Annotated in this window: 18 protein-coding genes; 11 read left to right on the top strand and 7 right to left on the bottom strand. The window is 68.6% G+C overall.

What is annotated here, in order from left to right:
* Positions 1-16: 16 nt before the first annotated feature.
* Positions 17-379, bottom strand: coding sequence for a BlaI/MecI/CopY family transcriptional regulator (locus J9315_RS07330; protein WP_198498984.1), 363 nt, complete (start codon positions 377-379; stop codon positions 17-19).
* A 277-nt stretch (positions 380-656) separates the two neighbouring features.
* Here J9315_RS07330 and J9315_RS07335 point away from each other — a divergent pair, with 277 nt between their 5' ends.
* The 3 genes from J9315_RS07335 to cydC are packed head-to-tail and all read left to right on the top strand — an operon-like array spanning position 657 to position 6672.
* Positions 657-2222, top strand: a complete 1566-nt coding sequence (locus tag J9315_RS07335) for a cytochrome ubiquinol oxidase subunit I (RefSeq protein WP_198500989.1) — start codon at positions 657-659, stop codon at positions 2220-2222.
* A 14-nt stretch (positions 2223-2236) separates the two neighbouring features.
* Positions 2237-3259 carry a cytochrome d ubiquinol oxidase subunit II gene (cydB, locus tag J9315_RS07340; protein ID WP_211979148.1) on the top strand — a complete coding sequence of 341 codons (1023 nt, stop codon included), beginning with the start codon at positions 2237-2239 and terminating at the stop codon, positions 3257-3259.
* On the top strand, positions 3256-6672 hold the full coding sequence (cydC, locus tag J9315_RS07345; RefSeq protein WP_211979149.1) for a thiol reductant ABC exporter subunit CydC: 3417 nt from the start codon (positions 3256-3258) through the stop codon (positions 6670-6672). The genes cydB and cydC overlap by 4 nt, the downstream gene beginning before the upstream one ends.
* On the opposite strand, the gene sepH is transcribed toward cydC, so the two are convergent.
* Positions 6647-7783 (bottom strand): septation protein SepH, encoded by a 1137-nt coding sequence (gene sepH / locus J9315_RS07350; protein ID WP_211979150.1) that lies wholly within the window; start codon positions 7781-7783, stop codon positions 6647-6649. The genes cydC and sepH overlap by 26 nt on opposite strands.
* A 191-nt stretch (positions 7784-7974) precedes the next feature.
* Between sepH and J9315_RS07355 the strand changes: the two genes are divergently transcribed.
* Positions 7975-9084 carry a ferrochelatase gene (locus J9315_RS07355; protein WP_211979151.1) on the top strand — a complete coding sequence of 370 codons (1110 nt, stop codon included), beginning with the start codon at positions 7975-7977 and terminating at the stop codon, positions 9082-9084.
* Positions 9085-9193: 109 nt separating this feature from the next.
* On the opposite strand, the gene J9315_RS07360 is transcribed toward J9315_RS07355, so the two are convergent.
* Positions 9194-9421 carry a hypothetical protein gene (locus J9315_RS07360; RefSeq protein WP_137825759.1) on the bottom strand — a complete coding sequence of 76 codons (228 nt, stop codon included), beginning with the start codon at positions 9419-9421 and terminating at the stop codon, positions 9194-9196.
* Positions 9422-9712: 291 nt separating this feature from the next.
* On the opposite strand from J9315_RS07360, the gene J9315_RS07365 reads away from it, so the two are divergent.
* Positions 9713-10012 carry a DUF4193 domain-containing protein gene (locus J9315_RS07365; protein ID WP_009376994.1) on the top strand — a complete coding sequence of 100 codons (300 nt, stop codon included), beginning with the start codon at positions 9713-9715 and terminating at the stop codon, positions 10010-10012.
* A 118-nt stretch (positions 10013-10130) separates the two neighbouring features.
* On the opposite strand, the gene J9315_RS07370 is transcribed toward J9315_RS07365, so the two are convergent.
* On the bottom strand, positions 10131-10586 hold the full coding sequence (locus J9315_RS07370; RefSeq protein WP_198498979.1) for a DUF3093 domain-containing protein: 456 nt from the start codon (positions 10584-10586) through the stop codon (positions 10131-10133).
* Positions 10587-10651: 65 nt separating this feature from the next.
* Here J9315_RS07370 and dut point away from each other — a divergent pair, with 65 nt between their 5' ends.
* From dut to J9315_RS07385, 3 genes are read left to right on the top strand one after another with little or no spacing between them, the layout of a single operon-like run.
* Positions 10652-11125, top strand: a complete 474-nt coding sequence (gene dut / locus J9315_RS07375) for a dUTP diphosphatase (RefSeq protein ID WP_137825761.1) — start codon at positions 10652-10654, stop codon at positions 11123-11125.
* 6 nt (positions 11126-11131) lie between these two features.
* Entirely contained in the window at positions 11132-11965 is an 834-nt protein-coding gene (locus J9315_RS07380) for a DUF3710 domain-containing protein (protein WP_198498978.1), read from the top strand.
* A 5-nt stretch (positions 11966-11970) separates the two neighbouring features.
* Positions 11971-12345 carry an OB-fold nucleic acid binding domain-containing protein gene (locus J9315_RS07385; RefSeq protein WP_198498977.1) on the top strand — a complete coding sequence of 125 codons (375 nt, stop codon included), beginning with the start codon at positions 11971-11973 and terminating at the stop codon, positions 12343-12345.
* A gap of 68 nt (positions 12346-12413) precedes the next feature.
* Here the strand turns inward: J9315_RS07385 and J9315_RS07390 are convergent, their stop codons facing one another.
* Both J9315_RS07390 and J9315_RS07395 read right to left on the bottom strand, forming a co-directional pair.
* Positions 12414-13094: a TrkA family potassium uptake protein gene (locus J9315_RS07390; RefSeq protein WP_198498976.1), complete on the bottom strand. Its 681-nt coding sequence runs from the start codon at positions 13092-13094 to the stop codon at positions 12414-12416.
* Positions 13091-13765 (bottom strand): TrkA family potassium uptake protein, encoded by a 675-nt coding sequence (locus J9315_RS07395; RefSeq protein ID WP_137825789.1) that lies wholly within the window; start codon positions 13763-13765, stop codon positions 13091-13093. Before J9315_RS07395 ends, J9315_RS07390 begins: the two co-directional genes overlap by 4 nt.
* A 137-nt stretch (positions 13766-13902) precedes the next feature.
* Between J9315_RS07395 and J9315_RS07400 the strand changes: the two genes are divergently transcribed.
* Positions 13903-15822 carry an APC family permease gene (locus tag J9315_RS07400; protein WP_198498975.1) on the top strand — a complete coding sequence of 640 codons (1920 nt, stop codon included), beginning with the start codon at positions 13903-13905 and terminating at the stop codon, positions 15820-15822.
* Positions 15819-17183 carry a class I SAM-dependent RNA methyltransferase gene (locus J9315_RS07405; protein WP_198498974.1) on the top strand — a complete coding sequence of 455 codons (1365 nt, stop codon included), beginning with the start codon at positions 15819-15821 and terminating at the stop codon, positions 17181-17183. Before J9315_RS07400 ends, J9315_RS07405 begins: the two co-directional genes overlap by 4 nt.
* 45 nt (positions 17184-17228) lie before the next feature.
* Here the strand turns inward: J9315_RS07405 and J9315_RS07410 are convergent, their stop codons facing one another.
* Complete coding sequence (locus J9315_RS07410; RefSeq protein WP_198498973.1) at positions 17229-17423, bottom strand: hypothetical protein; 195 nt, start codon at positions 17421-17423, stop codon at positions 17229-17231.
* 284 nt (positions 17424-17707) lie between these two features.
* Here J9315_RS07410 and acnA point away from each other — a divergent pair, with 284 nt between their 5' ends.
* Positions 17708-20392 (top strand): aconitate hydratase AcnA, encoded by a 2685-nt coding sequence (acnA, locus tag J9315_RS07415; RefSeq protein ID WP_211979152.1) that lies wholly within the window; start codon positions 17708-17710, stop codon positions 20390-20392.
* Positions 20393-20485 lie beyond the last annotated feature (93 nt).

Here is a 20485-nt window from a genome sequence, read left to right on the forward strand (position 1 = left end):
GGTACTCGGCCCGCCGTCAGGAGCGCGTCGAGTGGTTGCGCCCCAGAAGGCTGCGCAGCGTCTTCTCGTCGGCTTCCGACACGGTGCCGAGGAAGCGGGCGAGGACGGCCTGACGATCCGGGGCCTGCGAGAGCACCTCGGTCATCAGCTCGGCGACGTGGTCCTCACGGGTCGAGACCGCGAGGTAGCGATGCGGGCGGATGCTCCGATCGCGGGTGACGAAGCCCTTCTTCTCCAGACGCGTGAGCACGGTGTGGACCGTGGTGAGGGCGAGATCGCGGTCGGCGAGGGCGTCACGCAGCTCAGCGGCGCTGAGGCCGTCGTCGTGCGCCCAGATGGCGTCCATGACGCTGCGTTCGAGTTCGCCCAGAGTTCCCACGATGTCCTTGTCCTCGGTAGTGACCGCGCCGCCTGCGGCGCTGGTCCGGCTGGAGCCTCCATTCTACCTCTACATGGTGTCGAATTCCATGTGAGACGCGCCTCTGCGTCAGCCCCGCCTATTCTCCGGTCTGCGGGTGCTGACCAGCGCGGACACGGATGCCGGGATGGTCCGGGCTGGAATGTGAGACAGTGGCTTTCAGAGTTCTACCAGGCGTAGAATTCTACGTGTTGTAGAAAGTTTCCCCTCGACGACTAGAACGGAGAAGCCCATGGAACTGGATCCGGTGCTCATCGGACGCTGGCAGTTCGGCATCACCACCGTCTATCACTTCTGGATGGTTCCCCTCACGCTCGGGCTCGGCATGCTCGTCGCGATCCTCCAGACGATGTACCACCGCACCGACAACGAGGTCTACCTGCGGGCCACGAAGTTCTTCGGCAAGCTCTACCTCATCAACTTCATCATGGGCGTGGCCACCGGTCTCGTCCAGGAATTCCAGTTCGGCATGGCATGGAGCGAGTACTCCCGCTTCGTCGGCGACGTCTTCGGCGCACCGCTGGCGATGGAGGCGCTCATCGCGTTCTTCCTCGAATCGACATTCCTCGGCCTGTGGATCTTCGGCTGGGGCAGGCTCAGCCGGCCCGTCCACCTCACCGTGCTGTGGTGTGCGGTCATCGGCTCGTGGATCTCCGCGTTCTTCATCATCGTCGCGAACTCGTGGATGCAGCACCCCGTCGGCGTCGAACTCGTCGACGGCCGGCCGGTGATGACCGACGTCTGGGCGGTGCTCGGCAACAACACGGCCATCGCCGCCTACACCCACACGCTCTTCGGCGCCGTCGCCGTCGGCGGCAGCTTCCTCGTCGGCATCTCGTGGTACCACCTCTACCGGCGCCGCAAGGACGGCATCGACACCGTCGGCAAGGACGGGAAAGTCATCGTCGGCAGCGCCCCCGATGTGCCCGGTCGCGACGCGATCGACTACCGCGTGTGGATCAAATGCCTGCGCATCGGCGCGATCTCCGGCATCATCGCCTTCGCCGGCGTCTCGATCACCGGTGACATCCAAGCGAAGCTGATGTTCGAGCAGCAGCCGATGAAGATGGCCTCGGCCGAGGGCGCCTGCCACGACGGCACGGAGTTCTCCGTGCTCACCGTCGGCGACCTGCAGTCGAACAACTGCTCCGACGTCCAGTCCGTGCTCGAGGTCCCCGGCCTGCTCTCGTTCCTCGCCAACGGCGACTTCACCACCCCGGTCCACGGCGTCAACACCCTGCTGCCGGAGTACCAGGAGCGGTACGGAACGAACCTGCCCGACGACCCGCGCTACGGCGAGCACGCCGGTGAGCCGATCAACTACCAGCCCATCATGATCGTCACCTACTGGGGCTTCCGCGCGATGATCGGCTTCGGCTTCGTCGCCGTCGGAGTCTGCGCGCTGGCCCTGTGGCTGACGCGCAAGGGCACGGTGCCGGCCTCGCCCTGGATGATGCGCGGTGCGCTGCTGGCGATCACCGCACCGTTCATCGCGAACTCGGCCGGGTGGATCTTCACCGAGATGGGCCGCCAGCCCTTCGTCGTCGCCCCCAACCCCGCACAGCTCGACGGCGTCTACATGTTCACCCAGGCTGCGCTCTCACCGCAGCTGACCCCGGCGATGCTGCTGTTCTCCCTCATCAGCCTCACCCTCGTCTACGGCGGGCTGATGGTCGTCGAACTCAAACTCATCATCAAATACACCAGAGGAGGGGTCGCCTCGGCGATGCCCGAACTCGCCGAGTCCAACAAGAAGCCCACGATCACCGGCAACGACGACGACGTTCTGTCGTTCGCGTACTGAGGAGGAGAAGACAGATGGAAATCCTGGCAACGATCTGGTTCGTCCTCATCGCCGTCCTGTGGATCGGCTACCTGTTCCTCGACGGGTTCGACCTCGGAGTCGGCATGCTCATGCCGATCTTCACGAAGGACGAGCGCGGCAAGCGCGTCCTGCTCAACTCGATCGGACCCGTCTGGGACGGCAACGAGGTGTGGCTGATCACGGCGGCCGGCGCGATGTTCGCGGCGTTCCCGCACTGGTACGCCTCCCTCTTCAGCGCCCTCTACATCCCGCTCACCCTGTGCCTGCTCGGGCTCATCTTCCGCGCCGTGGCCATCGAATACCGCGGCAAGGGCCACACGCAGCGCTGGCTGACGTTCTGGACCTGGGCGATGGCCATCGGCTCGACCGTCGTCGCGTTCCTCATCGGCGCCCTCCTCGTCATCACGACGACGGGTCTGCCGCTCAACGAGAACGGCGACATGGTCGGCGGCCCCTTCGCGTGGCTCGGCTGGCCCGCCCTCCTCGGCGGACTCGGCGGTGTCGGCTTCAGCTTCGTCCACGGTCTGATGTTCCTCTGCCTCAAGACCGAAGGCGAGCTGCGGGCCAAGGCCCGCCGCTGGGCACTGGCGACGACCCTGCCGTTCGCGATTCCCTTCCTCATCTGGTTCGCCCTCTCGATCCGCCACGGCGCATGGCTGATCGTGCCGGTCGCGATCGCCCTCATCGCGCTCATCGCCTCGTTCGTCGCGCTGCGGGCCGGGGCGGAGAAGAAGGCGTTCTTCCTCCACGGCGTCTTCCTCCTCGCCGGAATGGGCGCGGTCTTCGCCGGCGTGTTCCCGAACGTCCTGCCCTCGACGCTCGACCCGGCGTTCTCGCTGACGATCGCCACCGCCTCGTCGTCGGACTACACGCTCGGCGTCATGCTCGTCGTCACCGCGATCTTCTTCCCGATCGTGCTCGGCTACCAGATCTTCAGCTACCGGCAGTACCTCAACCGCCTCACCGAGTCGCACATCCCCGACGCCCACAAGGTGCCGGCGGCGATCCGCTCGTGAGCTCGCCACTGGGGATCCTCCTGTCGCTGCCCGCCGGCAGGAGGGGCCTCGTCCTCTCCGTGACGAGCGCGGCAGCGCGGGCCGTCGGCATCGTCTTCATCGCCGAGGCGCTCGTGCGCACGATCCTCGACCTCGGATCGCTGCCGCTGTGGATCGTCCTCGGGCTCCTCGGGGCCGGACTGCGCGGGGCGAGCCTGTGGGCCGACCACAGCCTCGGCACCGGGCTGGCCGCCGAGGCGAAGCGCGGACTGCGCGCCCGCATCCTCTCCACGCTGCTGGGCAGGCGCGGGATGCCCCGGGCCAAGGCCGCGGTGACGGTGACGCGCGGGGTCGATGACCTCGACGACTACTTCACGACGGTCGTGCCCGCACTCACCCAGGCCGCGATCGTGCCCGCGGTGCTCCTCGTGCGGATCGTCTTCGCCGACCTCCTCTCGGCGGTCATCATCATCGCGTGCCTGCCGCTCGTGCCGCTGTTCATGGTCCTCATCGGCCGCTACACCGAGGAGACGACGGCAGAGAGCACCCGTGCGCTCGAGCGGATGTCGGACCACCTCGCCGAACTCGCCGAGGGACTGCCGGTCCTCATCGGGCTCGGCCGGTCCCGGGAGCACGCCCGCACCCTGCGCAGGCTGAGCACCGACTACCACCAGGCGAATCTCGCGACGCTGCGCATCGCGTTCCTCTCGAGCCTCGCCCTCGAGCTCATCGCGACGATCTCCGTGGCCCTCGTCGCCGTCGTCATCGGCGTCCGCCTCGTCTACGGCACGATGGATCTGAGCGACGGACTGCTCGCGCTGCTGCTCGCTCCCGAGTGCTTCATGCCGCTGCGCGCCCTCGGCGCCGGGTTCCATGCCAGTGAGAACGGCCGTGAGTCCTACGATCGGGCCCAGGCCCTCCTCACCGCAGGTGACGACGAGGAAGCCGGTCCCGCCTCGGCGGCTGCGCACGCGGACCATGCCGTGACCTACGCCGACGGAACCACCGTCGCCTGGGACGGGTCCATCCCGACGACCCCGGGCATCACCGCGGTCCTCGGCCCCTCCGGGGCGGGGAAATCGACGATCCTCGCGGCGCTCTCGGGCAGCCTCGCGGCAGGGGCGACGACGACGCTGGCACCCGCCCGCGCCGCGCTCGTGCCGCAGACCCCGCGGACCTTCGGGGCGACCCTGGGCGAGGAGCTCGCGACGTTCGGGCTCACCGGTGCCGCCGCCGAGGCCGCGCTGCTCACCGCGGGCCTTCCGCCCACCCTCGACCTGCCCACCGGCGCGCTCAGTCCCGGACAGCTGCGCCGTCTCGCCCTCGTGCGGGTGCGCGGCAGGGACACCGACCTCCTCATCCTCGATGAGCCGACGGCCCACCTCGACGACGACAATGCGGAGACCATCATCGTGATGATCGCCGAGGCGGCCGCCGCGACCCGCATCGTCCTCGCCAGCCATGACCCGCGGGTGCTCGCGCTCGCGACCGACACGATCACCCCGCGTGTCACCGCGGCCCCGGTCTCCGCTTCCACCGCACCGGTCGAGGAGGGCACTGCGGGCACCGCGACGGACGACTCGCATGACACCGCGGGCACGACGGCCGCGGGCACGACGACGACCGTGGCGGTCCCGGACCTGGCCCCGGACCCGGCCCCGGCGTCAGCTGGTGCCTCGGTGTCAGCTGCTGCCCCAACAGTCGGTGACCGCTCCGGAGACACCGCGGTCGTGTCTCCCGAACGCGGCTCTGACGACGTGCCCGCACCAGGGAGTCTGCGGCGGCGGGCGGCGACGCTGCGCACCGCGCTGCCGCTCATGCGGTGGACGATGCTCATCGCCCTCCTCACCGCATGCGCCTCGAGCCTCGCCGCGATCTCGCTCACCGCACTCTCCGGGTGGCTCATCGTCGAGGCCTCGTACGGGCCGCCGATCATGACGCTGCTCGTCGCGATCGTCGGGGTGCGCTTCTTCGGTCTCAGCCGCTCGATCTTCCTCTACGTCAGCCGCCTCAACCTCCATTCGGCGATCTTCTCCGCGCTCGGGCGCCTGCGCTCGGTGCTGTGGTCGCATTTCGAGCGCGCGGGCATGAGCGACCGCACGATGCTCACCTCGGACACGGCGCTGACGACGATGGTCGCCGACGCCGACGAGGTCCGCGACCTCGTGCCGCGCACCCTCTTCCCGCCGGTCGTCTCCGCCCTCGTCATCGTCGCCGTCATCATCGCCACCGCGATCCTCGATCCGGGGTCGGTGCCTGTCCTCGTCGCCCTCGCAATCGTCAACCTCGTCGTCGTCCCGCTCGTCTTCGTCCGCGCCGAGGCGCCGTGGGCGCGGCGGATCCGTGCAGGACAGGCACTGATCCTCTCCCTCCTCGCCCGAGCGCTCGGAGCGAAGACCGATCTCAGCGCCAACGGCGCGAACCCCGCCGTCCTCGCCCGGCTCTCCGCGGCCGAAGACGACCTCGAGGCCGCGCAGCGCGCCTCGGCGCGGAACTTCGGTGCCGCACAGCTGTGGGTCGAAGTGACGACGGTGCTCGCCGCCATCGTCATCGCCCTCATCTCCCCGGCACCCACGGAGATCCTCGCCGTCGTCGTCCTCAGCACCTTCGGTCTCGTCGATCCTCTCGCCTCGGCGCTCACCGCGTGGCGGCAGATGCCCGCCCTCGGGATCGCCCTCGACCGCCTGCCGCCCGTCACCGCGGACTCCCTCCACGACGACGATGAGGCCGACGACGGCCCGGCGGCCGCCTCGGCGCTCACCGCACTCGAACTCGCCGATGTCACCGTCGGCTGGGACGGTGTGCCCGTCCTCGACGACCTCGACCTCGCCGCGGATGCGGACCGGTGGACGGTCGTGTGCGGGGAGAGCGGCAGCGGAAAGACGACGACGGTGAGCGTCCTCCTGCGGTTCCTCACCCCGTGGCGCGGGCGCTACGACGCACAGGAGCGGAACGGGCAGCGCGTCGACGTCCTCGCGCTCGACCCCGCCGAGCTCGCGGGTCGGATCGCGTGGTGCCCGCAGGAGGCGCACGTGTTCCGGTCGACGGTGCGCGGCAACCTCGCCCTGGCGCGCCGGGATGTGCCGGACGAGGAGGAGATGTTCGCCGCGCTCACCGCCGCCGGGCTCGGACACTGGGCGAGCCCCGAGGGCCTCGACCGGTGGGTCGGGGACCACGGGTCTGAGATCTCAGGAGGGGAGAGGCAGCGCCTCGCCGTCGCGCGCACCCTGCTCAGCGGGGCCGAGGTCATCGTCCTCGACGAACCCACCGCGCACCTCGATGCGGCCACGGCGCACCGCCTCGTCGCGGATCTGCGGGCCAACCTCCCCGATCACACGGTCATCATGGTCACCCACGATGAGAGCCTCATCGACTCAGGGGACCGCGTGCTGCGGTTGGGAACGGACGTCAGTCCCGCTTCGATCCGAACATGATCTCGTCCCAGCTCGGGACCGAGGCGCGGCTGCTCTTCTTCTTCGCCTTCGATTCGGTGTCCTTCGACGTCTCGACTCCGTCGCTCACCCCGGGCTCGTTGAGCAGGGAGAGCTGATTGTCGTCGTCGAACGTGCCGACCTCCTGAGTCGGCTCCTGCGGTTCGTCAGCGGCATCGGAAGAGGCCTCCGCCTGCGCGGGCTCACGATCGCCGGGCTTCGCCGCGCTGTGACGGCTCGCCGCCTCGGCGATCCTGTCCTCGAATGCGAACACCTCATCGTCGGTGGCGTCGGCGGGACGCCCGGGCGCGGTGTGCGCGCCCTGCGGGTGGGTCTCGGGGTCCTCGGTGACTGCGCGGAGGCGACCGCGGGGTTCGTCGTCATCGCGACGGCGACGACGGAGGTTCTCGAGGATCCGCCCGGTCTCGGCCTGGTGATCGCCGAGCGTCGCCGGCTGCTCGGCCGGCCGCTCCGGTGCCGAAGCCTGCGGGTCAGGGGTGTCGATCTCCTCGGTGGTCCGACGGCTCGAGCTGTAGCCGGGGATCGGACCGGTGTCCGTGGGACCCGAGTCCGCGAGCCACTTCGCCTCGTCGTCGAGGGCCGTGAGCGAGCCGCGGTAGTAGTTCCACCCGGCGGTGCGCTTGCGGTCGGCGGCGATGAAGCTGAGTTCGATGTACCAGTTGCCGTCCTGCTGCTTCCACGCGTCCCAGTCCATCGTCTCGATGTCGACGTCGCGCATCGCCAGACGGGTCTGGCTGAGCTCGACGAGCGGGGTCGGGTCGCCGTTGGGGTCGTGATCGGAGTAGATGGGGTGCCGGCTCGCGGTGTGCGCCATGTGGGCGCGTTCGGCCAGGGCCGGACGCTCGTACGTGCGCACCTGGTCGGGGTCGGCGCCGGTGGCCGCGATGACCTCCTCGGCGCTCATCCCGCCGCGGATCATCGCCTGGATGTCGCGCGGGCGGATGGGGGAGTCGGAGCGCACGACGGCCCTGTCCTTGCGCACAGCCGCATAGAGGGACTCGTCGAGTTTCAGTCGATACTGTGCCCCGGAGTCATCGCCGAGGAGCAGATGAGTGCCGTCGGCATCGACCCCGTGCAAGATGAGTTCACGCATTTCGCTCCTTTATCGCTTCTCATGAAGAATCGTGTCATGACCGCACCGCTCAGCCCCGCAGATTTGCTCGCGAGTCGCGAATTCGGCAGGCCTGGGCACGCGCGGGCAGCGCTGGGCGGCGAAAGTGAGTCGAACGTGCTCAGGGTGCGGACAACGGGCGAGCGATCTCTACACGCTGTAAAATCTCTGACGTGAATACGACAGCCCCCATTGACACCCTTGTCCTCATGTCCTTCGGCGGACCGGAATCGCCCGAGGAGGTCGTTCCGTTCCTCAAGAACGTCACTGCGGGGCGCGGCATCCCCGACGAGCGCCTCGAGGAGGTCGGGGAGCACTACTACGGATTCGGCGGCAAGTCCCCGATCAACGACCAGAACAAGGCGCTGCTGGCGGCCCTGCGCGCCGAGCTCGAGCGGCGCGACCTTGACCTCCCGCTCGTGTGGGGCAACCGCAACTGGGAGCCCTACCTCACTGATGTCGCCCGCACCGAGGCGGCGGCCGGCCGTTCCCGCTTCCTCGCGATCGACACCTCGGCGTACTCCTCCTACTCCTCGTGCCGGCAGTACCGTGAGGACTTCGCCGGCACGGTCGCCGGGCTCGCCGACGAGGGCATCGAGGTGAGCTTCGACAAGGTCCGCCAGTTCTTCAACCATCCCGGCTACGCCGAGGCGTGCGCGACGCTGCTGCGCGAGGGGCTCGACGACTTCCGGGCCCAGGTCGGCGCCCTCGACCCGGCCCGTCACCGGATCCTCTTCGTCACGCATTCGATCCCCGACGTCATGCAGGAGGCCTCGGCGGTGGCGACCGTGGGCTACCAGGCCCAGCATGAGGAGCTCATGGAGTTCCTCCTCGGCGGCCTCACCGAGGCGGACCGGCTGCCCGCGGAGCTCGTCTACTGCTCTCGGTCGGGTGCGCCGCACGTGCCGTGGCTCGAACCCGACGTCAACGACCGAATGGAGGAGCTTGCCGCCGAGGGCGTCACCGGTGTCGTCCTCGCCCCGATCGGCTTCATCTCCGACCACATGGAGGTCGCCTTCGACCTCGACACCGAGGCGAAGGAGACGGCGGAGGAGCTCGGCCTCGCGTTCACCCGCGTGGCCACCGTCGGCACGCATCCGACGTTCGTCGCAGGCCTCGTCGACCTCGTCGAGGAGCGCCTCGCACAGCTGTCCGGGCAGACCCCGGAGACGCCGGCGATCCCCGGCACACGCGCGCTGACCCCCGGCAGCGGGGCGTGCAGCATCGACTGCTGCCGGGGCCGGGTCGAGCGCCCGACCCTGCCGAACTGGCCCTCGGCCTAAGACCGGCACAGCAGCTCTGCACACACCGATGCGGCCCCTCCCGAAGCGATTCGGGAGGGGCCGCGTCCGTGTGTCTGAGGTCTGTGTGCTTGAGGCGAGGCTGCTCGGGTCAGGATTCTCTGGGTTCGGGGATGACCGGGATGGCGCCGGTCTCGGCCTTGATGACCTCGGCGATCGGGCCGGTGTCGACGTCGTTGCGGTCGGCGAGTTCGAGGAGGTTCTCGAGGTCGTCGATGAGGCTCTCGACGAGGAAGTCGTCGCCGGCATCCCTGGCGTCGTGTAAGCGATGACGGACATCGTCGATTCTGTTATCGAGCTGATCTGCGAATTCACTCATCGTGCATCCGTCCTTCCGACAATAGGCCGCCGGGGATGAGGTCGAGTCATCGCCGACGTGTGGTCGTTTCTCTCCGAGGCCGGCATGCTCGCTCAGCATCGTCTCCTGCATTCTCGCAGAGCTTTTCGAGAGTCGTATGTGTGTCCTTCGTCATCGTGACGAGAATCACCGTGACAGGGTACCATCTGCTCTTGCCAAAGGGTACTGGGCAGTGCACAATGCTGGGGACACGATAGGCGACAGGGGCTGAAACTCCTTTTCAGCACACCCGACAGAGAGCGATGAGGCCATATGGCAACCGACTACGACGCACCTCGCAAGCACGACGACGAAATCAAGAGCGACTCGATCGAGCAGCTCAAGGCGCAGCGCTCGCAGGCGCAGGCCAGCAAGATCGACGAGGACGAGACGGCAGCGGCCGAAGGGTTCGAACTTCCCGGCGCCGACCTGTCGAACGAAGAGCTCTCGGTGCGCGTGCTTCCGAAGCAGAACGACGAATTCACCTGCATGGAGTGCTTCCTCGTCCGTCACCGTTCGCAGCTGGCGAGCGATGAGGGCGGAATCCTCATCTGCACGGACTGCGCAGGCTGAGCGTCGCGACATCCCCACCAAGACGAACGCGCCCCTTCGAGGGCGCGTTTTTCGTTGCTCGGCGTCTGGCGCTGGGCCCGGAGTCGGGCGCTGCGGCCGGCGTCGGGCGGGGTCGTGCTCAGGCGCGCAGGGCGGCGGCGAGCTCCTCGGGGTGCCGGCTCGAGACGAGCCAGTACGGGGTGGGGTCGGAGGCATCGTCGATGTCGATGCGCACTGCGGTCTTCACCCAGGGGCGGAGCACGAGGAAGGCGCGGGCGTCGAGCCCGGTGCCGCGGGCCTCGCGGGCCGCCTCGATGCCGAGGGCCTCGACGCCGCCGAGGAATGCCCGATCGATGTGGGCGTCGCCGACGAAGAGCTGGCGGCCGGTGACGATGATCGTGATCCCCAGCGAGCGCAGCCACCATGCGAGCAGGGCGAAGGTGACGACGGGCAGGATGAAGGCGCCGAGCGTCCAGACGGGGAGGACCATGGCCGCCGTCGAGACGGCGGCGACCGCGATGAGCACCCACATGGCGGGCGAGGGGCTGACCTTCTCCCGGTAGGTCACCTGCGAATCGGTATGAGTCTGAGCCATGTCCTCCATTCTCCCACAGCGCGCATGTTTGAAGCGCTCAGGCTTGGGCACTAGAGTGCAACCTTGTGACAGAAGGCTTGCGCATCGAAATCACCCTCGTCGACGACGGAATGGCCCCGCCGAGCTACGCCCACGCGTCCGACGCCGGCGCGGACCTGTGCTCGGCGATCGACTTCACCCTCGAACCGTTCGAACGGCGCACCGTGCCCACCGGGATCGCGATCGCCCTCCCGCCCGGCCACGCCGGTTTCGTCCACCCCCGCTCGGGACTCTCGAGCAGGCACGGCGTCACCGTCGTCAACGCCCCGGGGACGATCGACTCCGGATACCGCGGCGAGATCAAGGTGCCGCTCATCAACCTCGACCCGACCGTGCCGCTGCGCATCACCCGCGGTGACCGGATCGCCCAGCTCATCATTCAGGAGATCCGACAGGCCGCGTTCACCGTCGTCGACACCCTCGACGACAGCGACCGCGGCACCGGCGGATTCGGCTCCACCGGCGGAGTCGTCTCCGGTCTCAACGCAGAAGTGGAGTGAAGGACAATGGGACTGTTCTCACGTTTTTCGAAGAAGTCAGCGGCCGCGGACGAGGAGTCCGCGACCGACCGCAGCACCGACGAGGAGATCGTCGACGACGAACTCGTTGACGAGGACGTCGCTGACGATCATGACAGCGATGACGACGCCGAGGCGGTCGCCGAGACCGAGGCGGAGACCGAGGACCTCGACGACGAAGCGGTCCTGGAGAAGTCCGCACCGCTCGACCGGGCGGAGAAGGGCCCTTTCGACGCGGCCGAGGACTACCCCGAGCTCAACCGCCTCGACCTCGGTGCGCTCAAGGTGCCCGTCGTCGACGGCATGCAGATCCGCCTCGACACCGACGACGACTCGCAGCGCGTGCTCGCCGTGACCCTCATCCACGACGGTGGGGGAGTCCAGCTCCAGGCGTTCGCCACCCCGCGATCCGAGGGGCTGTGGAACACGGTGCGCCGGCAGCTCACCGAATCCGTCGAATCCCAGGGCGGGGAGTGCACCGAGCTCCACACCGGGCTCGGCCGCGAGCTCGCCGTCGAGGTGCCCGCGAAGACCGAAGACGGACGTCCCGGCAAGCGCGCGATGCGGTTCGCCGGCGTCGACGGTCCGCGCTGGTTCGTCCGCGCCGTGTTCTCCGGCAAGGCCGTCACCGACGCCGAGGTGCGCGCAGAGCTCAGTGCGCTCGTGCGCGGTGTCGTCGTCGACCGCGGCGACGAGGCGATGGCTCCTCGCGAGCTCATCGCCCTCACCGCCCCCGAGGTCGATGCGGCTCCCGAGCCCGAGGACGAGACCGAGGACATCAACCCGTTCGCCCGCGGACCCGAGATCACCGAGGTCCGCTGATCGCCATGCTCGATCTTCTCAGCCGGCTCACGCAGAGCCTCGGCTCCCGCGACGACGACGCCCGCGAGGACCTGCGGATGGCCAGCCGGATTCCCGGCGTCGTGAGCATCGGCGACGTCGCCCCGCGGGCGATGGTCCGCATCGCCGGGGTCGTCAGCGCCGTGACGCGGTCGACGAACGCTGACAACCCGCGCCTGACGATCACCGTCTCCGACGGCACCGGCGACGTCGAGGCGCAGTTCCTCGGCCGCCGCGAGATCAGCGGCATCAGACCCGGCGCGCTTCTCGTCCTCGAAGGCCGGTTCTGCGACCGCGACGGTGTGCTCGCCGCCCACAACCCCGTCTACGAACTCGTCGCCCCCAAGGACGAGCACGAGTGAGCGATCTGCGCCACCGCGAGTGAGCGCGCACTGGTCGTAAGCGCTCGGTTTCCACCGCGTGAGAGCGCTCAGTCCGCGCTGTCGGCCTTGGCCGCGGCCTGGAGCAGGCTGAGCAGCGCCCCCTCCTGATCGGGGGAGGAGAGGAAGAAGAGCTCGTCCCCGCCCTCGATGACGTCATCGGCGCTCGGCGCGAAGGCGCGGGCGTTGCGGATGATCGCGACGAGCACGGTGTCGACGGGGAACGCGATGTTCCCGATCCGGGACGCCACGAGGTCCGAGGACTCGTTGACGGTGAACTCCATGAGCCCGGCCTGACCGCGTTCGAAGCTCATGAGGTGGACGAGACCGCCGACCTCGACGGCCTCCTCGACGAGCGCGGTCATCAGCCGCGGCGTCGACACCGCGACGTCGACGCCCCAGTTGTCGTCGAAGAGCCATTCGTTCTTCGGATTGTTGACCCGCGAGACCGTGCGGGGCACCCCGAACTCCGTCTTCGCAAGGAGGGAGAGGACGAGGTTCGTCTTGTCGTCGCCGGTGGCGGCGACGACGACGTCGGCCTCCTCGAGCTTCGCCTCTCCGAGGCCGGCGAGTTCGCACGCATCGGAGAGCAGCCACTGGGCGCCGGGGATCTTCTCGTGCGCGAGCGCCTCCTTGCTCTGGTCGATGAGGAGGACGGAGTGGTTCTTGTCGAGCAGCTCCCTGGCCACCGAACGGCCCACGGACCCGGCTCCGGCGATGACGACTCTCATTCTTCTTCCTCCCTGGAGGTCACGGGCTTGTCGAGGATGCGCGCGATCTCGTCGAGGCGGTCGACGGGGCACATGAGGTGGACGAGGTCGCCGTCCTGGAGGAGGAGGTCGTCGGTGGCGACGATGCCCTCCGAGAGTCGCGTGACATACGCGACGCGGGCCTGCGTGGCCTCCTCGATCTCCGCGATCGGACGGGCCACCCAGCTGGGATCGAGGTGCACCTCGGCGAGGACGAGGTTGCCCGAGGGCTCCCGGTACTCCGTGATCGACCCCTGCGGGACGAGTTTGCGCATCACCTGCTCGGCCGTCCACCGCACGGTCGGCACCGTCGGAATGCCGAGGCGCTCGAAGACCTGCGCCCGATCGGGATCGTAGATGCGGGCCGCGACATTGGGCACACCGAAGGTCTCCCGGGCGACACGCGCGGCGAGGATGTTGGAATTGTCTCCGCTCGAGACCGCGGCGAACGCGAACGCGTCGGCGGTGCGGGCCTGCGTGAGGGTCTCCCGGTCGAATCCGAGGCCGGTGATCGTCGATCCGGTGAAGTCCGGCCCGAGCTTGAGGAAGGCATCGGGGTCCCGGTCGACGACGGCGACGGAATGGCCGTTGGCATCAAGTGCCCTGGCCAGGGTCGCTCCGACTCGGCCGCAGCCCATGATGACGAAGTGCATGGTCATCCCTTCCGACATTTGCTCTACCATTGGTGCTCGTGGCCAGCAGTTTTTCTGATGCCGTCAAAAGACTACTCGTTGGACGGCCGTTCCGCAGTGAGGACAGGCGTGCCCCTGCGCTGAAGAAGCGCATCGCGATGCCCGTGTTCGCCTCGGACATGCTCTCCTCCGTGGCGTACGCCCCGGACGAGATCCTCCTGGCCCTGTCCCTGACGACTCTCGTCTCGATCACCGCCGCCCCGTGGATCGGCGCGGCCGTCGGCGCGGTCATCCTCGTCATCGTCGCGTGCTACCGCCTCAACGTGCGCGCCTACCCATCCGGAGGCGGCGACTACGAGGTCGCGTCGAAGAACCTCGGCCCTCGTGCCGGCCTCATCGTCGCCGCCGCCCTCCTCGTCGACTACGTCCTGACTCTGGCCGTGTCGATGACGGTCTTCGCCGCCTACATCACGACGGCGTTCCCCCTGCTCGCGCCCTACCGGGTGCCTGTTGCGATCGTCGGCATCCTCGTCATCTGCCTCGCGGGTCTGCGCGGGTCCCGGGCCACCCCGGTGCTCCTGGCGATCCCGACGTACCTCTTCCTCGGCGCGGTGTTCCTCACGATGATCGTCGGCCTCGTCCAGGTCGGACTCGGGGACATCCCGCAGGCGGAGACCGCGAACTACACGATCGTCCACGATGCGGTGACGGATCAGGCGACGCTCGGGCTCGCGACCGTGCTCATCGTCCTCCGCGCGTTCTCCTCCGGGTCGGTTGCCCTCGCCGGCGTCCAGACCGTGGCCACCGCGGTGCCGGCCTTCAAGAAGCCGCGCGGGAAGAACGCCGGCAACACGCTCGTCCTCTCCGGACTGCTCGCCGCCGTCATGCTCACCGGACTGACGTATCTCGCCTCGGTGACCGGAGTGAAGTACGTCGACGACCCGCACCTCTACCTCGTCCGCCCCGACGGCAGTCCCGTCTCGGCCGAATACGAGCAGGAGCCGGTCCTCGGGCAGCTCGCCCACACGATCTTCGCCGACACGCCCCTGATGTTCTTCCTCGTCGTCCTCGTCGCCGCCCTCGTCCTCATCGTCGCCGCGAACACCGCGGTCGAGGGCTTCCCGGGACTCGCCTCCCGGCTCGCCCGCGACGGCTTCCTGCCCCGGCAGCTCGCGACGAAGGGCGACAGGCTGACGTTCTCCAACGGCATCCTCCTCCTCGCCGTCGCCGCGATCGTCCTCGTCGTCGCGACGAACGCCTCGGCGACGACCCTCATCCAGCTCTACCTCGTCGGCGTCTTCGCGAGCTTCGTCGTCGGCCAGCTCGGCATGGTGCTCCACTGGAACAAGCGCCTGCGGCTCGTCATCGACCCCAAGGCGCGGATGCGGATGCGCTTCAACCGGGCGGTCAACACCGTCGGCTGCGTCATCGCCGCCGGTGTCCTCATCGTCGTCATCGTCTCGAAGTTCCTCGCCGGGGCGTGGATCGCGGTGGCGGCGATGGCCGGGCTCTTCCTCGTCATGGGTGCCATCCACCGCCACTATTCGCGGGTCGCGAGCGAACTCGCCCCCGAGGCCAACGTCGACTCGCGGACGATCCCGTCGAACACGCACGCGATCGTCGTCGTCAACGAGATCAACAAGCCGACCCTGCGGGCGCTGTCGTATGCGCGGGTGGCCCGGTCGACCCAGCTCGAAGCCGTCACCGTCGCCGTCGACGAGGAGGCGGCGGAGAAGCTGCAGAAGCGGTGGAACGAGATGGAGCTGCCCGTCCCGCTCACGGTCCTCGCCTCGCCCTACCGCGAACTCGTCCGCCCGCTCATCGCCCACGTCCTCGCGATCCGGCGGCGCTCACCGCGCGACCTCGTCATCGTCTACATCCCGCAGTACATCGTCGGACGCTGGTGGGAGCACCTTCTCCACAATCAGATCGCGATCAAGCTGCGCACCCGCCTGCTCCTCGTTCCCAACGTCGTCGTCGTCTCCGTCCCGTGGCGGCTGCGCTCGTACTCGCGCGCCCACAGCGGTGACGGCCCGGACTCGGAGGCCCCGCTCTACGGTCAGGTGCCGAAGCCATGACGTCCGGTTCGCTCGCCCCCGGTGACTCGGTCGAGCTGCGCATCGCCGGACCGGCCGCGGGTGGGACCTTCGTGGCCCGCCTCGACGGTCGCGTCGTCTTCGTCGCCGGCGCCCTGCCCGGTGAGCTGGTCCGCGCCCGGCTCACCGAGACCGGGAAGGTCCTGCGCGCCGAAGTCACCGAGGTGCTCGAGCCGTCGGTGCACCGCGTGCCCGACCGGCGCACCGGCTTCCTCGCCGAAACGGACGACGGGCTCTTCGGCGGCATGGAGTACGCCCACGTCGACCTCGCCCACTGCCGCGAACTCAAGGCCGAGGTCATCGCCGATCAGCTCTCCCGCATCGGCCGCATCGACCGGGACGTCGCCGTCACCGCCGCACCGGGGGAGGAGACCGGGCTCGAGTGGCGCACCCGCATCCAGCTCGCGGTGAGCGGCACCGGCGAGCTCGGGATGCTGCGCTCCCGCAGCCACGACGTCATCCCCGTCACCCGTGCCCCGCTCGCCGTGCCCGCGATCGCCGAGGCGGACCTGAGGTCCCTGCGCCTGCCCGGTGCCGAACGGGTGGAGTTCGCGTGGGCGGGCAGCACCGGCGCGGTCATCGTCCGCGGGGAGACCGACCGAGCCGGACTCGACGCACTCGCCGAGTCCCTGCCCGAGCAGTGGTCGATCCTCGCCGGCCCCGCTGCACCTGCCCGCCCCACGGGTCGGTCCGGTGCCGGTCGCGGTGGAAACGGCCGGGGCCAGGGGAGGGGAGGCCGCCGTCACCGGGGTGCGGGACGGTCGACCGCCTCGGCGCCGGTGCTCGAGGTCATCCGGGGGACCGACCATCTTCTCCAGACCGCGGCGGGACGGGACTTCCGCGTCGCCGCCGACGGCTTCTGGCAGGTGCACGCTCACGCGCCGGACGTCCTCACCGAGGCGGTGCGGGCGGCCGTGCCGGCCGATGCGCGCACGCTCACCGACCTCTACTGCGGGGTCGGGCTGCTCGGCATCACGGCCGCCGAGGCGACCGGGGCGAGGCTCTTCGGCGTCGAAGGAGTCGGTCCGGCTATCGAGAACGCCCGGATCAACGCCGCCGGCATCGACGCGCAGTTCGTCGCCGGTCGCGTCGATACGGCCGACTTCCCGAGCTCCGATGTCCTCCTCCTCGACCCGCCGCGCGCCGGCGCCGGGAAGGCGGTGACCGACCGGCTCATCGCCGACGGTCCCGAGACGATCGTCTACGTCTCGTGCGATGCCGGGACGCTCGCCCGCGATCTCGGGCAGCTGAGCGCCGGCGGCTACGCGATCGAGAGCCTCGTCGGTCACGACCTCTTCCCGCTCACCGCGCACGTCGAGACCGTCACGGTGCTCCGGCGCTGAGCAGACGGTGCTCACAGCGGCACCGAGCGACCGCCTCGGCGCGGTTCAGGCGATCCGGGTCCTCGCGGGCAGGAGGACGAGGACGATGAGGGCGAGGAAGGTCGTGAGGAAGCCGAGCAGGCCCCACCAGCCGGCGGAGCGGCCCTTCTCCTTCGCCAGCGCATTGCAGATGACGGCGAAGATGATGCCGACGAGGAGCGCGCCGAAGCCGAAGCCGGCGCCCAGTGTGAACGGGTCCATGGGGACTCCTTGACGTGGTCCGCGACAGGCGCGGAGATGGGTGATGTCCGCCTCCAGAATAGGATCGCGGACGTCCGCGGCGCTGTGGTGCCAACCGGAGACCGACGGGTGGAAAACCCGAGGCGGTGGGGTGTCGCGGTGGTGGTCAAGCGCGGTCGAATGCGCTAGAATTTATCTTGACGTCAAGATACTTTTGGAAACATTTGTGTCGCGTAAATCGGTGCGCGCGCAGGGCCGAACGCCCGGTTTCTTGGATGAGTGTCGAATGAAACAGGAGAATCACGATGAGCAACGTCGATACGTTCAAATCGAAGAGCACCCTGACCGTGGGCGATACGGACTACGAGATCTATCGCCTCGATCAGGTCGAGGGCTCGGAGAAGCTTCCCTTCAGCCTCAAGGTGCTGCTCGAGAACCTGCTGCGCACCGAAGACGGTGCCAACATCACCGAGGACCACATCAAGGCCCTCGCGAGCTGGGATCCGGGCGCCGATCCGAGCACGGAGATCCAGTTCACCCCCGCCCGCGTCGTCATGCAGGACTTCACCGGTGTGCCCTGCATCGTCGACCTCGCCACGATGCGCGAGAAGGTCGCCGAGCTCGGCGGAGACCCGGACAAGGTCAACCCGCTCGCCCCGGCCGAACTCGTCATCGACCACTCCGTCCAGATCGACTCGTTCGGCACCGCCGATTCGATCGAGCGCAACATGGACATCGAATACCAGCGCAACGGCGAGCGCTACCAGTTCCTCCGCTGGGGCCAGACCGCGTTCGACGACTTCAAGGTCGTTCCCCCCGGCATGGGCATCGTCCACCAGGTCAACATCGAATACCTCGCCCGCGTCGTCATGCCGCGTGAGGTCGGCGGGGTGCTGCGCGCCTACCCCGACACGCTCGTCGGCACCGACTCGCACACGACGATGGTCAACGGCCTCGGCGTCCTCGGCTGGGGCGTCGGCGGCATCGAGGCCGAGGCGGCCATGCTCGGCCAGCCCGTCTCGATGCTCATCCCCCGCGTCGTCGGCTTCAAGCTCACCGGGGAGATCCCCTCGGGCGTGACCGCCACCGACGTCGTCCTCACGATCACCGACATGCTCCGCCAGCACGGTGTCGTCGGCAAGTTCGTCGAGTTCTACGGTGAGGGCGTGGCCTCGGTGCCGCTGGCCAACCGTGCGACGATCGGCAACATGAGCCCCGAGTTCGGCTCAACCGCCGCGATCTTCCCGATCGACGACGTGACGATCGACTACCTCAAGCTCACGGGTCGCTCGCCCGAGCAGATCCAGCTCGTCGAGGACTACGCGAAGACCCAGGGACTCTGGCACGATCCGGCCAACGAGGTCGCCTACTCCGAGTACCTCGAGCTCGACCTCTCCACCGTCGTGCCCTCGATCTCGGGTCCGAAGCGCCCGCAGGACCGCATCGAGCTCTCCGACGCCAAGAGCCAGTTCGCCAAGGACATCCACAACTACGCCGCTCCCGGCGAGGAGTCGAAGTCGGCTCCCGTGTCGACCGGCGACGGACGGAACTTCGAACTTGCCAACGGCGCCGTGGCGATCGCCTCGATCACCTCGTGCACGAACACCTCGAACCCCTCGGTCATGCTCGCCGCGGGTCTGCTCGCCCGCAACGCCCGGGAGCGCGGACTCAACTCGAAGCCGTGGGTGAAGACGTCGATCGCCCCGGGCTCGAAGGTCGTCACCGACTACTACACGAAGGCCGGGCTCATCGAGGACCTCGAGGCGCTCAACTTCTTCGTCGTCGGCTACGGCTGCACGACGTGCATCGGCAACTCGGGCCCCCTCGATGCCGAGATCTCCGAGAGCATCCAGGACAACGACCTCGCCGTCACCGCGGTGCTCTCGGGCAACCGCAACTTCGAGGGCCGCATCAGCCCCGATGTGAAGATGAACTACCTCGCCTCGCCGCCGCTCGTCATCGCCTACGCGCTGGCCGGGACGATGGACTTCGACTTCGAGAACCAGCCCCTGGGCCAAGACAAGGACGGCGTCGACGTCTACCTCAAGGATCTCTGGCCCTCGCCGGAAGAGGTCCAGGCGGTCATCGACTCCTCGATCTCGACCGATATGTTCGACACCGAGTACGGGCGGATCTTCGACGGCGACGAGCGCTGGCAGGCGCTGCAGACGCCCGAGGGCGCGATCTTCGAATGGGACGAGAAGTCGACCTACGTGCGCAAGCCGAACTACTTCGACGGCATGACGCTCGAGACCGTGCCGGTCACCGACATCGAGGGCGCCCGGGTGCTCGCGAAGCTCGGCGACTCGGTGACGACCGACCACATCTCGCCCGCCGGCTCCTTCAAGGCCGACACCCCGGCCGGCAAGTACCTCATCGACCACGGCGTCGAGCGCAAGGACTTCAACTCCTACGGCTCGCGCCGCGGCAACCACGAGGTGATGATCCGCGGCACGTTCGCGAACATCCGCCTGGCCAACCAGCTCCTCGACGGCGTCCAGGGCGGCTTCACGCGTGACTTCACGCAGGAGGGCGCCCCGCAGACGACGATCTACGACGCGTCGGTCAACTACCAGAATGCCGGCATTCCGCTCGTCGTCCTCGGCGGCAAGGAGTACGGTTCGGGATCCTCGCGCGACTGGGCGGCCAAGGGCACGAAGCTGCTCGGCGTCCGCGCGGTCATCGCCGAGAGCTTCGAACGCATCCACCGCTCGAACCTCATCGGCATGGGCGTCCTCCCGCTCCAGTTCCCCGCCGGAGAGTCCGCGGACTCGCTGGGCCTCGACGGCACCGAGACGTTCTCGATCTCCGGTGTCACCGAGCTCAACGAGGGCACCACCCCGAAGACAGTCAAGGTCACCGCGACGAAGGACGACGGCACGACCGTCGACTTCGACGCCGTGGTCCGCATCGACACCCCGGGTGAGGCCGACTACTACCGCAACGGCGGCATCCTGCAGTACGTGCTGCGGCAGCTCGCGACGGCCTGATCTGTCCGCTGGCAGCGTCCCCCGTCCCGACTCCTTCCCGGAGTCGTGACGGGGGACGTTCGCGTCGAGAGCTGTGACCGACGGAACATCCTC

The sequence above is a fragment of the Brevibacterium sp. W7.2 genome (assembly GCF_018137945.1).
GTDB classification, from domain to species: Bacteria; Actinomycetota; Actinomycetes; order Actinomycetales; family Brevibacteriaceae; genus Brevibacterium; species Brevibacterium sanguinis.

What these genes read in the sequence shown, in the direction of transcription:
- J9315_RS07360 (WP_137825759.1), bottom strand. Translation starts at nt 9,421, where the DNA reads ATGAGTGAATTCGCAGATCAGCTCGATAACAGAATCGACGATGTCCGT.
- J9315_RS07400 (WP_198498975.1), top strand. Translation starts at nt 13,903, where the DNA reads ATGCCCGTGTTCGCCTCGGACATGCTCTCCTCCGTGGCGTACGCCCCG.
- J9315_RS07395 (WP_137825789.1), bottom strand. Translation starts at nt 13,765, where the DNA reads ATGCACTTCGTCATCATGGGCTGCGGCCGAGTCGGAGCGACCCTGGCC.
- J9315_RS07405 (WP_198498974.1), top strand. Translation starts at nt 15,819, where the DNA reads ATGACGTCCGGTTCGCTCGCCCCCGGTGACTCGGTCGAGCTGCGCATC.
- cydB (WP_211979148.1), top strand. Translation starts at nt 2,237, where the DNA reads ATGGAAATCCTGGCAACGATCTGGTTCGTCCTCATCGCCGTCCTGTGG.
- J9315_RS07410 (WP_198498973.1), bottom strand. Translation starts at nt 17,423, where the DNA reads ATGGACCCGTTCACACTGGGCGCCGGCTTCGGCTTCGGCGCGCTCCTC.
- J9315_RS07385 (WP_198498977.1), top strand. Translation starts at nt 11,971, where the DNA reads ATGCTCGATCTTCTCAGCCGGCTCACGCAGAGCCTCGGCTCCCGCGAC.
- sepH (WP_211979150.1), bottom strand. Translation starts at nt 7,783, where the DNA reads ATGCGTGAACTCATCTTGCACGGGGTCGATGCCGACGGCACTCATCTG.
- acnA (WP_211979152.1), top strand. Translation starts at nt 17,708, where the DNA reads ATGAGCAACGTCGATACGTTCAAATCGAAGAGCACCCTGACCGTGGGC.
- J9315_RS07390 (WP_198498976.1), bottom strand. Translation starts at nt 13,094, where the DNA reads ATGAGAGTCGTCATCGCCGGAGCCGGGTCCGTGGGCCGTTCGGTGGCC.
- J9315_RS07380 (WP_198498978.1), top strand. Translation starts at nt 11,132, where the DNA reads ATGGGACTGTTCTCACGTTTTTCGAAGAAGTCAGCGGCCGCGGACGAG.
- J9315_RS07370 (WP_198498979.1), bottom strand. Translation starts at nt 10,586, where the DNA reads ATGGCTCAGACTCATACCGATTCGCAGGTGACCTACCGGGAGAAGGTC.
- J9315_RS07365 (WP_009376994.1), top strand. Translation starts at nt 9,713, where the DNA reads ATGGCAACCGACTACGACGCACCTCGCAAGCACGACGACGAAATCAAG.